Source organism: Shinella sp. WSJ-2 (genome assembly GCF_003432075.1).
GTDB lineage: Bacteria > Pseudomonadota > Alphaproteobacteria > Rhizobiales > Rhizobiaceae > Shinella.
Genome location: NZ_QWBU01000003.1, coordinates 638,369 through 651,607, shown reverse-complemented (window position 1 = coordinate 651,607; position 13,239 = coordinate 638,369). Strand labels below are relative to the sequence as shown.

Here is a 13,239-nt window from a genome sequence, read left to right as displayed (position 1 = left end):
GCTCATGAGCCCAAAACGACGAAGGAGAAAAGGAAGAGCTTGACCGCAACCACCGACCCGAACGACATCTAATAGGCGGGTCAATTCTCGGTGGAAATGCCGGGTCAGTTCTCAGTGGCAATCAACAGTTCCGCCTTAGTAGCAGAAAAATTCACCGTGCTTGGCAATCCGAGCGCCATTGTTCCGGTTATTGTGGGCAACAGTGGAGATGCACGTCGTATAACCAATGCCATGATTACCGGCGGCGCTATAGTCAATCTCGTGGAAGCGCCTGCTGTCGCAAAGAACCAGAGCCGGTGGCGGCTTCAGGTGATGGCTGATCACAACCATGAAGACATTCTCTCATTCGTGAATACCGCCGTGGCGTCGCGCTCGCTCATGTAACGCCAATTGGACGGCGACAGCGCACTCTCGCGAAACAGCATCAAGAGTGACCCTGCGCGCTTTGTCTCAGCCCTTTGCGAACTTGCTCGTCAGATCGTCACCACGACCCAGGGAACGCAGAACAGATCATCATAACCAAGGAACACACGCGGGGCGAAAGATTACTCTGTACGAGCTTCCTTGGCGGTTTGAGCGGTGCGCAGTGTTTGCGCGGTCATCATACCAGTCAGATTTTGCGAACGAAGGACCCTAAGTGGTCCTTTTTTTGTGCTCGCCATTTGCGCTCTATCATGTAATGATTAAGGCAAGCGCAGTAAAAAGACGGCGAGGAGGTTTTTTCGCGATTCATTAGCGCGCTAAATTGGTCGCTAAAGTAGAACGATTTCGTTGCCTTCGTAACCCTTGGAAATCCGGGGGTTTCAGCGATGCGCCTTGATCAACCCATCAATATCTATGATCAAATTATCCGAAAAACTTCGCGATCATTTGACATGGTACCTCATAATACCTATATTCCACCTCATGAGTAGCACGATAGAAATCTCCCAAGGCATGTTCAAGCTCTACCATCAGGTAAGCCGCCTGGTGAATGAGTGCATGATGGACGAAGGTGTGTCGCTCGCCCGTAGCAAGTTCCTGCTTCTTCTGGAATGCCAGGGGCCCCAGCGGTCGACCGATATTGCCTGCGCCCTTGGTTTCGCACCCCGTACGGTGACGGAAGCGATCGATGGTCTTGAACGCGATAAGCTGGTCAAGCGCGATCCCGATCCGAAAGACCGCCGTGCCAAGATTGTCTCGATCACGGATATGGGCCGGACCGTCATTTCGGCAGCCCAGCAGCCGCAACACAAGACGATCGAGGCGATCTTCGCCGTTCTGACCGAAGATCAGAAGCAGCACATGAAGGAAATCATTCGCTGTCTCAGCGAGAAGACCGAAGAGCTGCAACGGGAACGCGACAAGAGCGCGGATGATGCCGGTGTGGCACCCGTACGCTCGCTGCAAGCCGTGAGCTAGTTTGAACAGTATGAAAATCGAAAAGGCCGGGATCGCGAGATCCCGGCCTTCTCATTTGGTCAAACTGCGAGAGAGGATCCGGCAGGTCATCTCAAAGGAAAGGAGCCGGATCGCGGATGCTTACATCGCGTTGATCGGGCCGATGCCGAAAAACAGCGTTTCGCCGGAGGAATCGTCCACCCCGTCATTGTCGGTCACGACGAAGCCGTTGCCGGCGGCGTCGATCGTGAAGCCCTCGACCTTGTCGACGACATAGCCGTTGGTGGCCTTGAGATCGGGAATGAGATCGCGCACCTCTTGCTTCTTGACAACGGGTAGCTCGCCGCCGAGCTTGGCCGGCTTCAGGTCGGCAAGGGCGACGCGATAGAGCTTCTTCAGCCTGGCCGCCTGGCCGATCAGGTTGTCGCGCTCGATGACATAGGCGTAGTCGCCATTTGCGGTGATTTCAGAGAGACCGACCCAGCCGCTTTCCGTCTTTTCGAGCGGGTAACGCACGGCGCCCCATTCCTTGGACGACGGCTTGTAGGAGACGAGCTTCACGAAGCCCTTCTCGTCATCAGCCCATTCGCGCTGTACGGCCATCCAGAGCGTCAGGTCGTCGCCTTCGCCGACGCTGGTGATACCCTCGAAGCCGAAGCGCTTTTCATGGGCGCGCAGTTCCGCGGGAATGGCGATTTCCTTATCGATCTCGCCCTTCTCGGTCACATGGATGATGGCATGGCCGACAAGCTTGTCGGCATCACCTTCATTGGCAAGCCAGTAGCCGCCCTCACCATCCGGCGTAACCCCCTCGCTGTCGAGTTTCTGGGCGGCAGCACCGTTGCGGGTGATGCGCAGCGCATCGACGATCTTCGCGGGCTTCACGGTAGCGTCGATCGTAAAGATCGTCGGCTGCGAAGCATAGAAGCTGTCGTTGACGGCAACAAGCATGCCCGGCTTGTCCTTGACCGGTGCTAGGCCCGAAAGCGCGCCGAAGCCGATCAGTTCGCCGTCCTTCTCGGTGGAAACGATCTGCGGATAGGCCGCTTCGCCTTCGGCACGCTCGAAGAGCATAACATGCGAACGCGCACCGCCGTCTTCGACCAGGTCCGCTTCGTTGGCGGTCGCCAGCAGGTTGCGGCCGGGGATCGCAACAGCGCCTTCCGGGCTGATGCCCGACGGCAGGATCTGGAGCAGCTCGGGCTCGGCACCGGTATCCCTGTAAACGCCGACGACCGAAGCACGCTCAGCCAGCACGAAGAAGAGGTTCTCGTCACCGAACTTGGCGACCTCGAGACCTTCCGGCTCGATACCCTTCTTGTTGCGCTTGTCCGGGTAGTGGCCGAGCTTGGCAATCTCGCGCTCGAAGGCAGCACCGTTCTCGTAAAGAACCTTGCCGTCCTTGTCGAAGATGGTGAAGCCGCGCGCGCCGCCCTTCCAGTCGCCCTCATTGGCAACGACGAGGCGGTTGTCGTCCAGCCACTTCACGGCGTCGGGCTCGCGCGCGACATCCTTGACCTCGCCGGTGAACTTCAGCGCACCGTCCTTCTTGGTGTCGACGCCTTCGAGGCTGACCGTGCCGGCGGAGAAATGGCTCTTCACCGTGCCGGTCTTGCCGTCGAGGATGACGATATAGTTGTTTTCCTGCAGGGTCAGGGCAACTTCGTCCTGGCTGTTGAAGGAGACGAATTCCGGTTCCGGGTCTTCGCCGGCAACATCGGCAAGGCCGGTCAGCGTGACATGCTTGATCGAGCCGCAGTCGACGACGCCATCCTTCAACGACAGGAGGACGAGATCACCGGCCGGCATCTGCGGCAGATCGCCGTCATTGAGCTCTTCATCACGCTCGTTTTCGATGGCGATGGCGGCGCGCGTCTTGTCCTTGTTCAGCGCGATGGAATCCGGCTGACCACCGAGATCGCAGGTCGCGTCGATTTTCTTCGAGGCGAGATCGACCTGGGCCAGCACGCCCGACGGCTTGACGAAGCTTTCGCGCGTGTTGACGGCGACGAGCGCCTTGCCGGCGGCAACGGCAACCGATGTCGGCTCACCTTCGAGGGACACCGAACCACCGGCCTTCGGGGCCTTGGCGTCGGCGATGTCGATGATGCCGATCGCCTTGTTCGGGCTATCGGAATAGACGAGCGTGTTGCCGTCTTCCGAGGCGGCGATGATTTCCGCAGAGGTCGGCGTCGCCTTGTCCTTGCCCTCGGGCAGGTTGTCGGCAACGGCGAAGGAGGCAATACGATTGAATACAGGTTCGGCGCTGGCGGCAGAGGCGACCGATGCGGCGAGAACCGCTGCCAGTGCCGCGGTGAGGGAACGGGTTTTCATGAAATCCTCCGGAATCCGGTTTCTTGCAACCGCGCGGTTCTGAGGCTTTCGTGTTACAGGCGCATGACAGTTTGGCGACGGTTCAACTACGCTTGGCGCCAAATAAAAGGGGGCCCGGATGAACCGGACCCCGAGCCTGAAATTCAGGATTTGCGGCGGAGTGGATGACCGCTCTGCCCTGCTGCGCCACGCGTCGCGAAAACGCGTCCGGGACGCTGCGGAACTTCAGATCTGCGACGCAATGCGAACCATGGGTTCAAAAGCCCAGGGATGCATTGGTTTGGGATCAGCCGTTGACGGCGTCCTTCAGGCCCTTACCGGCCGAGAACTTCGGCACGTTGCGAGCCGGGATCTCGATTTCGGCGCCGGTCGAAAGGTTGCGGCCCTTCGAAGCTTCACGACGCGAAACGGAGAAATTGCCGAAACCGACGAGACGAACGTCGCCACCGTTCTTGAGTTCGCCCTGGATCGTCTCGAAAACGGCGTCGACAGCCGATGCTGCGTCCGTCTTGGAGAGGCCAGACTTCTCGGCGACCGCGGATACGAGTTCATTCTTGTTCATGTTTCCACCCCTTTCATACGGTTTGAAACGACTCATACAAGTCGGGGGCAGAATACGCATCGCCCCCCGTCTCGCAAGAATATTTCGCCGCAATCCCCTGAGAATCCGGGGTTTACACACGTTTTTCAACGAAAAAGACCGGCCGCAGGGCCGGTCTTTCGCTGTTTTGCTTCAAAATGCCGGGCGTTTCACCCGGCATCACGGGCTCAATGCGCGATGGCGCCGGTGCCGTCTTCGGTCGATTCGACGGCCGGAACGCGGGCCGCATCGGCTGCGGCACTGTCCCATTCGATCGGCTCGGGCTTGCGCAGCAGCGCATGCTCGATGACCTCACCCATGCGCGAGACCGGCACGATTTCCATGCTGTTCTTCACGTTGTCCGGTATGTCGGCCAGGTCCTTGGCGTTCTCTTCCGGGATCAGCACTTTCTTGATGCCGCCGCGAAGTGCGGCGAGCAGCTTTTCCTTGAGGCCGCCGATCGGGAGCACCCGGCCGCGCAGCGTCACTTCGCCCGTCATCGCGATATCCTTCGAGACCGGAATGCCGGTCATGATGGACACGATGGCGGTCGCCATGGCGATACCGGCCGACGGACCGTCCTTCGGCGTCGCACCTTCCGGCACGTGCACGTGGATGTCGGTCTTGTCGAAGCGCGGCGGCTCGATGCCGAAATCGACGGCGCGCGAGCGGACATAGGATGCCGCTGCCGAGATCGATTCCTTCATCACGTCCTTCAGGTTGCCGGTCACCGTCATGCGGCCCTTGCCACCGGGAAGGCTGACGCCTTCGATGGTGAGCAGTTCGCCGCCGACTTCCGTCCAGGCGAGACCCGTGACGACACCGACCTGATCCTCACGCTCGGCTTCGCCGTGGCGGAAGCGCGGAACGCCCAGGAAGTCATGGATGTTGTCAGCCGTGACCTCGACCTTCTTCGCCTTGCCCTTGATGATCTCGGTGACCGCCTTGCGGCCGAGCTTCATCAGTTCACGCTCGAAGTTACGCACGCCCGCTTCGCGGGTGTACTGCTGGATGACCGCCATCAGCGCGCCGTCGGTGACCGAAAACTCCTTCGGCTGCAGCGCGTGGTCGCGGATCGCCTTGGGCAGCAGGTGCCGCTTGGCGATTTCCAGCTTCTCTTCTTCCGTGTAGCCGGCGATGCGGATCACTTCCATGCGGTCCATCAGGGGCGCCGGAATGTTCAGCGTGTTCGCCGTCGTCACGAACATGACGTTGGACAGGTCGTATTCGACTTCCAGGTAATGATCCATGAAGGTCGAGTTCTGTTCCGGATCCAGCACCTCGAGCAGGGCCGAAGACGGGTCGCCACGGAAATCCATGCCCATCTTGTCGATCTCGTCGAGCAGGAAGAGCGGGTTGGACTTCTTCGCCTTCTTCATCGACTGGATGACCTTGCCGGGCATCGAGCCGATATAGGTGCGGCGGTGACCGCGGATTTCGGCTTCGTCACGCACGCCGCCGAGCGCCATGCGGATATATTCGCGGCCGGTCGCCTTGGCGATCGACTTGGCGAGCGAGGTCTTGCCGACGCCCGGAGGGCCGACGAGGCACAGAATCGGGCCCTTGATCTTGGTCGAGCGGGCCTGCACGGCGAGATATTCGACGATGCGCTCCTTGACCTTGTCGAGGCCGAAATGATCCTCGTCGAGAACCTTTTCGGCGGCGTTGAGATCGGTCTTGATCTTCGACTTCTTGCCCCATGGAATGCCCGTCAGCCAGTCGAGATAGTTGCGCACGACGGTGGCTTCCGCCGACATCGGGCTCATCTGGCGCAGCTTCTTCAGTTCCGCGTCGGCCTTTTCACGGGCTTCCTTGGAAAGCTTGACCTTGGCGATCTTCTCTTCCAGCTCGGCCATCTCGTCGCGGCCATCTTCGCCGTCGCCGAGCTCCTTCTGGATCGCCTTCATCTGCTCATTGAGGTAGTATTCGCGCTGGGTCTTCTCCATCTGGCGTTTGACACGCGAGCGGATGCGCTTCTCGACCTGCAGGACGGAAATCTCGCCTTCCATGAAGCCGAGCGCCTTTTCCAGACGCAGCTTGACGCTCGTCGTCTCGAGCATTTCCTGCTTCTCGACGATCTTGATGGAGAGGTGCGAGGCGACCGTGTCGGCGAGCTTCGAGTAATCCTCGATCTGGCTCGCGGCACCGACGACTTCGGGCGAAATCTTCTTGTTGAGCTTTACGTAGTTCTCGAACTCGGAGACGACCGAGCGCGACAGCGCTTCGATTTCGACCGGGTCCTCATCCGGCTCGGCCAGCACGTGGGCCATCGCCTCATAGAACTCTTCACGATCCGTATAGCCGTCAATTTCAGCGCGGGCGCGGCCTTCGACCAGAACCTTGACGGTGCCGTCGGGCAGCTTCAGGAGCTGGAGAACGTTGGCAACAGTGCCGATGCGGTAGATGGCGTCGGTTTCCGGATCGTCGTCGGAAGCGTTGATCTGGGTGGCAAGCATGATCTGCTTGTCGGTGCCCATCACTTCTTCCAGCGCGCGGATCGACTTCTCGCGACCGACGAACAGCGGCACGATCATGTGCGGGAACACCACGATGTCGCGCAGGGGCAGGACCGGGAAGGCCGTGGAATCGTGCGGCGCAGACGTCTTCTTCGTCATGTCATTTCCTTTCAAACATCCCGTTTCCGGGAACCGGTCCAATCGGTGTTTGGGGACACCGGGCCGGCGATCTTTTCCATCCACAAGTGGCGTGCGGTTGACGCATTTTCAAGCCCGGTTGCGGAGTGCCCCACTCCACTGCGAACAAGACGAACCAACGACAGGAAGTCTAGTCTTCCGCGCTGTCGCGGAACTTGCGGCCTTCCTACGGCAAAGCTGCCGGAGCCTACGCGAGACACAGAATCGAAGTCTTCTATCTTCGCCTGTCGGATAACGTTTCGCAACGCCCTGTCGAAGCGATGAAAGTTCATCATCATGACCTTTTAAGGCCGAGGCGACCAGTCACGAAATGTCGCTAGACGTCTTCAAACGAAAAGACCCGCCGGCGGCGGGTCTTTCCTGAACGGTTTGGGATCGATCAGGCCGAAACGTTGGCCTTCTCCTCGGAGCGCTCCGAGTAGATGTAGAGCGGACGGGCCGAACCGCGGACCACCTCGTCGGAGATGACCACTTCGCGAACGCCTTCCAGCGTCGGAAGCTCGAACATCGTGTCGAGCAGGATCTTTTCCATGATCGAGCGCAGGCCACGCGCGCCGGTCTTGCGGATGATCGCACGCTTGGCGATTTCGCGCAGGGCGTCCTCGTGGAAGGTCAGCTCCACATCCTCCATCTCGAACAGGCGCTGGTACTGCTTGATCAGCGCATTCTTCGGCTCCGACAGGATCTGGATCAGCGCATCCTCATCAAGGTCCTCGAGCGTCGCCAGAACCGGCAGACGACCGATGAATTCCGGGATAAGGCCGAACTTGACCAAGTCTTCCGGTTCCAGTTCGCGCAGAACTTCGCCGACGCGGCGATCTTCCGGCGAACGCACCATCGCCCCGAAGCCGATCGAGGTCTTCTCGCCGCGAGCGGAAATGATCTTGTCGAGGCCGGCGAAGGCGCCGCCGCAGATGAACAGGATGTTCGTCGTATCGACCTGCAGGAATTCCTGCTGCGGATGCTTGCGGCCGCCCTGCGGGGGCACCGAGGCAACCGTGCCTTCCATGATCTTCAGCAGCGCCTGCTGCACGCCCTCGCCCGAAACGTCACGGGTGATGGACGGGTTGTCGGACTTGCGCGAGATCTTGTCGACTTCGTCGATATAAACGATGCCGCGCTGCGCACGCTCGACATTGTAGTCGGCGGCCTGAAGAAGCTTCAGGATGATGTTTTCGACGTCTTCACCGACATAGCCGGCTTCGGTGAGCGTCGTGGCGTCGGCCATGGTGAAGGGCACGTCGATGATGCGGGCGAGCGTCTGGGCAAGGTAGGTCTTGCCGCAGCCCGTCGGGCCGACCAGCATGATGTTCGACTTGGCCAGTTCCACGTCGGAGCCCTTGGCGGCATGCGCCAGGCGCTTGTAGTGGTTGTGCACCGCGACCGACAGGATGCGCTTGGCCTGCTGTTGGCCGATGACATATTCGTCGAGGACCTTGATGATATCCTGCGGCGTCGGAACGCCGTCACGGGATTTAACCATCGAGGTCTTGTTCTCCTCGCGGATGATGTCCATGCACAATTCGACGCATTCATCGCAGATGAACACGGTCGGTCCGGCAATAAGCTTGCGGACCTCGTGCTGGCTCTTGCCGCAGAAGGAGCAGTAAAGGGTATTCTTGGAGTCGCCGCCGTTGCTGCCGCTGACCTTGCTCATATCACTTTCCTTCCAGCACGCCGTTCATCTCTCGCGAAGATGGCCGGACCACTCAAACCGCCCTTGTCGGAGGCACTTGCATCCTTCAAAAGCTCCAGGGGTACTGACCGGCCCGGGCGACGCCCTTGAACCGGTTGCAACGCATTCCCCGTTTAAACACCGAATGCTAAGCCGTCACAAATCAACATAGCATTAACGGCCAATATTACCGGCTTTATGGCGAGGATAAAGCCCCGCGATCATTACAAATCGCTCAGACTGCCTTCACCCACCCACCAAGCCGAGGTCGGCACGGGCCTTGCGCGTCAACTTCGCCGCCACCAGACCGTGGCTTTCCCTTAGATAGTCACGCAGGGCAGCATCATCAACTGATTCGCCCGTCTGGCGCTGGATCCACTTCATCCCGCGCGAAGCGAGATAGGGCGCCGGGCGGCATCCGGGCTGCTCGCGCAGAATGTCGTAGGCGAGCTCCGATACCTTGAACGTGACCCCGAGCCCCGCCGCCTCGCTCCAGCCGGCGATGGCGAATACCTTGTCGCCGACCTTCCAGACATGCGCCCCGCCCCATTGCACGACATGCGTCGTGGCCGGGAGCGAAGCGCAGAAAGCGTTGTAGTCGTCGAGCGTCATACGGCCCCGCAGCGTCGAACGCGATATTACGCCGCGTCCGGCCCTTCAAGCGCTTCACGGCTGGTGATGACGCGGTCGATCAGACCCCAGTCCTTCGCCTCGTCGGCATTCATGAAATGGTCGCGGTCGAGCGTCTGTTCGACTTCCTCGTAGGTGCGGCCGCAATGCTTGACATAGACCTCGTTCAGCTTGCGCTTCATCTTGAGGATGTCCTTGGCATGGCGCTCGATATCCGATGCCTGGCCCTGGAAACCGCCGGAGGGCTGGTGAACCATGATGCGGGCGTTCGGCGTGGCGAAGCGCATGTCCTTGTGGCCGGCGGCCAGAAGCAGCGAGCCCATCGAGGCGGCCTGGCCGATGCAGAGCGTCGATACGGCCGGCTTGATGAACTGCATCGTGTCATAGATCGCCATGCCGGAGGTGACGACGCCGCCCGGCGAATTGATGTAGAGCGCGATTTCCTTCTTCGGGTTTTCGGCCTCGAGGAAGAGAAGCTGCGCGCAGACGAGCGTTGCGATGTGATCTTCCACCGGACCGGTGAGGAAGATGATGCGCTCCTTGAGGAGACGCGAATAGATGTCGTAGGAACGCTCGCCGCGGTTGGTCTGCTCGACGACCATCGGCACCAGAGCCATGGCGGTATCTACGGGATTTCTCATATCGATCCTTCATCTCAAGTGCCCTGAAACCCTCGCCAAGCGTTGGGAATCAGCAAGTTTCGTCCTCCCTACATAGAGTGTCAGGGTATTGGACTTCAAGACGGCGTCCTGTTTTGCGGCGCTCAATGCGATAATGCGGTTAACTCACGCAACGTCGGGCGACGATTTCCACAAGGCAAGCGCTGTCAGGGTGAAGAAAGCGTGAATTCCGCGCGCCGTCTTGCCTCCCCTTTGCACTTGCCCGCACTATATGCCTCCCAGCGGAGGCAATCACCATGAAACGATCCCTCGTAGCCCTCGGGCTTCTCGTTCTGACATCGACGGCGGCGCCGGCCCAGCAGGCCTCCGACACCGTATCCCCCGAGCGCGCTACCGGCCTTGCGGCGGCGAAGATCACGACCGCCAAGGCGCATATGGTGGCCGCCGCCCATCCGCTGGCGGCCGAGGCCGGCGAAAAGGTTCTGGCGGACGGCGGCAGCGCCATCGATGCGATGATAACGGTGCAGACCGTGCTCGGCCTCGTCGAGCCGCAATCCTCCAGCCTCGGCGGCGGCGCCTTCCTCGTCTATTACGATGCGGAGGCGAAGCGTCTCTTCACCCTCGACGGCCGCGAAACCGCCCCCATGGACGCCACGCCAAAACTTTTCCTCGACGACAAGGGCGAACCGATGCAGTTCTTCGACGCCGTCGTCGGAGGCCGCTCCGTCGGCACGCCCGGCACCGTCATGCTGCTGCAAGAGGCGCACAAGCGCTGGGGCCGCAAGGACTGGAAAGAGCTCTTCTCACCCGCTGAAAAACTGGCACGGGACGGGTTCGCCGTTTCCCCGCGGCTTGCCAAGCTGATTGCGACGGAGGGCGACAAGCTCAAGACCTTCGAGGCAACCGCCTCCTATTTCTTCGGCGCCGACGGCGCGCCGCTGACGGCCGGCACGATCCTGAAGAACCCCGCCTATGCCGAAACGCTCTCCGCCATCGCCAATGATGGCGCCTCGGCCTTCTACAGCGGCCCGATCGCCGAATCGATCGTCGATACAGTGCGCATGTCGGGCAAGAATTCCGGCGTGCTGACGCTCGCCGATCTCGCGAACTATCACGTCAAGGAGCGGCGGCCTGTGTGTATCAGCTACCGCGCGCTCGATATCTGCGGCATGGGACCGCCGTCCTCCGGTGCCGTCGCCATCGGCCAGATGCTCGGCCTCCTGGAAAACTTCGACCTGAAAGCCCTCGGCAAAGACAATCCGGAGAGCTGGCGGCTGATCGGCGACGCCCAGCGCCTCGCCTTCGCCGACCGCGAACGCTACCTCGCCGACACGGATTTCGTGCCCTCCCCGATCAAGGGCCTCATCGACAAGACCTATCTCGGCGAACGCGCAAAGCTGCTTGACGGCGACAAGGCGCTGGCCAAGGACGCCGTCACGGCGGGCAAACCGGAATGGGACCACGCTTTCAACTTCGGCCGCGACGCAGCCATCGAACTTCCCTCGACCAGCCATTTCGTCATCGTCGACAAGGACGGCAACGTCGTCTCTATGACGACGACCATCGAGAACGGTTTCGGCTCGCGGCTGATGACCAACGGCTTCCTGCTCAACAACGAGCTGACCGACTTTTCCTTCAAGACCCACGACGAGGGCATGCCCGTCGCCAACCGCGTGGAACCCGGAAAGCGCCCGCGCTCCTCCATGTCGCCGACCATCGTGATGAAGGACGGCAAGCCTCTGCTCGCCGTCGGCTCGCCCGGCGGCAGCCAGATCATCGGCTATGTCGCGCAAGCTCTCGTCGCCTATATCGACTGGGGCATGGATGTCGGTGAGATCGTCGCCATGCCCCACCTCATCAACCGCTTCGGCCCCTACGACCTCGAAGCCGGCACCGATGCGGAAAAGTTTTCCGAACCGCTGAAGGCGCTCGGCTACGAGGTCAAGGCAAGCGACATGAATTCCGGCCTGCATGCCATCGAACTCACCGCCGACGGCCTCAAGGGCGCTGCCGATCCCCGCCGGGAGGGTGTGGCGCTCGGCCAATAATGCGGCTGTTGACCACGGGATCGTCGCGCTTTCACGGCGCGGCGAAATCCGCTAGGTCTTAGCATCATGACGATGACACACCTCCCCTTCCTCTCCATCGATCCCGCCAGCCGCCGCGTCTCGCTCGACGGCCGCAACCCCGATTTCTACCGCGATCCGAATCCGGTCTACGCGGCGCTGCATGCGCACTGTCCCACCTTCTGGTGGGAAGAGCAGAAGATGTGGTATTTCACCGGCTACGACCATGTGAACGGCCTCCTGCGTGACCGTCGCTTCGGCCGGCAGATCCTGCATGTGGCGACGCGCGAGGAGCTCGGCATGCCCGAGCCGCAGGCGCATCTGAAGCATTTCGACGCCGCCGAGGCCTGGTCGCTGCTCGAGCTGGAACCGCCGGAGCACACGCGCCTGCGCACCCTCGTCAACCGCGCCTTCGTCTCGCGCACAATCGAGAAGCTGACGCCTGAGATCGCGACCCTTTGCCATGACGCGATCGACCGCTTCGAGAAGGACGGCAAGGTCGAGCTTCTCGCCGCCTTTGCCGATATCCTGCCGGTGACGATGATCGCCCGCATGATCGGCATTCCCGACGAGATGGGGCCGCAGCTCCTGAAATGGTCGCATGCCTATGTGCGCATGTACATGTTCGGCCGCACCGAAAAAGACGAGCTGAACGCCGACAAGGCGGCCCGGGAGTTTTCAGACTACGTGCGCGGCGTGATTGCCGAACGCCGCGCGGAACCGCGCGACGACCTGCTCTCGCACATGGTGCACACCGAACATCGCGGCCAGCTCCTGACCGAGGACGAGCTGATCTCCACGACCATCGTGCTGCTCAATGCCGGCCACGAGGCGACGGTGCACCAGATCGGCAATGCCGTGCGCACCATCCTGGAAAACAATGCCGACCCGGCCGTGCTCTTCGCCGACGACAAGACGACGGAGCGCACGGTGGAGGAATGCCTGCGCATCTCCGCCCCCGTCCACATCTTCGACCGCTTCGCACTCGAAGACGTGGAACTGGACGGCATCCAGTTCCGCCGCGGCGACAAGGTCGCGATGATCCTGGCCGCCGCCAATCTCGATCCGAAAAAATTCTCCGATCCGCAGACCTTCAAACCCGATCGCAACGAAGGCGCCAACCTCTCCTTCGGCGCCGGCATCCATTTCTGCATCGGCGCGCCGCTGGCAAGGCTGGAGCTCAACATCGCACTCCCGATCCTCTTCCAGCGCCTGCCTGGCCTGAGGATCGCGAAACAGCCCGTGGTGAAGGATGTCTATCACTTCCACGGGCTGGAGGCGCTGGAACTGGAATGGTGAG

The 13,239-nt window shown here is 60.9% G+C and carries 10 protein-coding genes; 4 read left to right on the top strand and 6 right to left on the bottom strand.

Annotated features, from left to right (window positions below; translation table 11 throughout):
• The first annotated feature begins 114 nt into the window (after positions 1-114).
• Complete coding sequence (locus D0Y60_RS24615; RefSeq protein WP_147324521.1) at positions 115-384, top strand: hypothetical protein; 270 nt, start codon at positions 115-117, stop codon at positions 382-384.
• 552 nt (positions 385-936) lie between these two features.
• On the top strand, positions 937-1,401 hold the full coding sequence (locus D0Y60_RS10845) for a MarR family transcriptional regulator (RefSeq protein WP_245409145.1): 465 nt from the start codon (positions 937-939) through the stop codon (positions 1,399-1,401).
• 120 nt (positions 1,402-1,521) lie between these two features.
• Here the strand turns inward: D0Y60_RS10845 and D0Y60_RS10840 are convergent, their stop codons facing one another.
• The 6 genes from D0Y60_RS10840 to clpP form a co-directional block, all read right to left on the bottom strand.
• A complete protein-coding gene (locus D0Y60_RS10840; RefSeq protein ID WP_117369636.1) occupies positions 1,522-3,714 on the bottom strand; it encodes an esterase-like activity of phytase family protein in 2,193 nt (730 codons plus the stop codon).
• Between the two features lie 286 nt (positions 3,715-4,000).
• Positions 4,001-4,276 (bottom strand): DNA-binding protein HupB, encoded by a 276-nt coding sequence (gene hupB / locus D0Y60_RS10835; RefSeq protein WP_023516583.1) that lies wholly within the window; start codon positions 4,274-4,276, stop codon positions 4,001-4,003.
• Between the two features lie 206 nt (positions 4,277-4,482).
• Positions 4,483-6,909, bottom strand: a complete 2,427-nt coding sequence (gene lon / locus D0Y60_RS10830; protein ID WP_117369634.1) for an endopeptidase La — start codon at positions 6,907-6,909, stop codon at positions 4,483-4,485.
• 418 nt (positions 6,910-7,327) lie between these two features.
• Positions 7,328-8,605 carry an ATP-dependent Clp protease ATP-binding subunit ClpX gene (gene clpX / locus D0Y60_RS10825; RefSeq protein WP_117369633.1) on the bottom strand — a complete coding sequence of 426 codons (1,278 nt, stop codon included), beginning with the start codon at positions 8,603-8,605 and terminating at the stop codon, positions 7,328-7,330.
• Between the two features lie 264 nt (positions 8,606-8,869).
• On the bottom strand, positions 8,870-9,235 hold the full coding sequence (locus D0Y60_RS10820; RefSeq protein ID WP_117369631.1) for an MmcQ/YjbR family DNA-binding protein: 366 nt from the start codon (positions 9,233-9,235) through the stop codon (positions 8,870-8,872).
• A 26-nt stretch (positions 9,236-9,261) separates the two neighbouring features.
• The gene (clpP, locus tag D0Y60_RS10815) at positions 9,262-9,894 is read right to left on the bottom strand and encodes an ATP-dependent Clp endopeptidase proteolytic subunit ClpP (RefSeq protein ID WP_117369629.1); all 633 of its coding nucleotides are present in this window, start codon (positions 9,892-9,894) and stop codon (positions 9,262-9,264) included.
• A 275-nt stretch (positions 9,895-10,169) separates the two neighbouring features.
• Between clpP and ggt the strand changes: the two genes are divergently transcribed.
• Together ggt and D0Y60_RS10805 are read left to right on the top strand one after the other, a co-directional pair.
• On the top strand, positions 10,170-11,921 hold the full coding sequence (gene ggt, locus D0Y60_RS10810) for a gamma-glutamyltransferase (RefSeq protein WP_117369627.1): 1,752 nt from the start codon (positions 10,170-10,172) through the stop codon (positions 11,919-11,921).
• Between the two features lie 72 nt (positions 11,922-11,993).
• Entirely contained in the window at positions 11,994-13,238 is a 1,245-nt protein-coding gene (locus tag D0Y60_RS10805; RefSeq protein WP_199564154.1) for a cytochrome P450, read from the top strand.
• The last annotated feature ends 1 nt before the right edge of the window (position 13,239 follow it).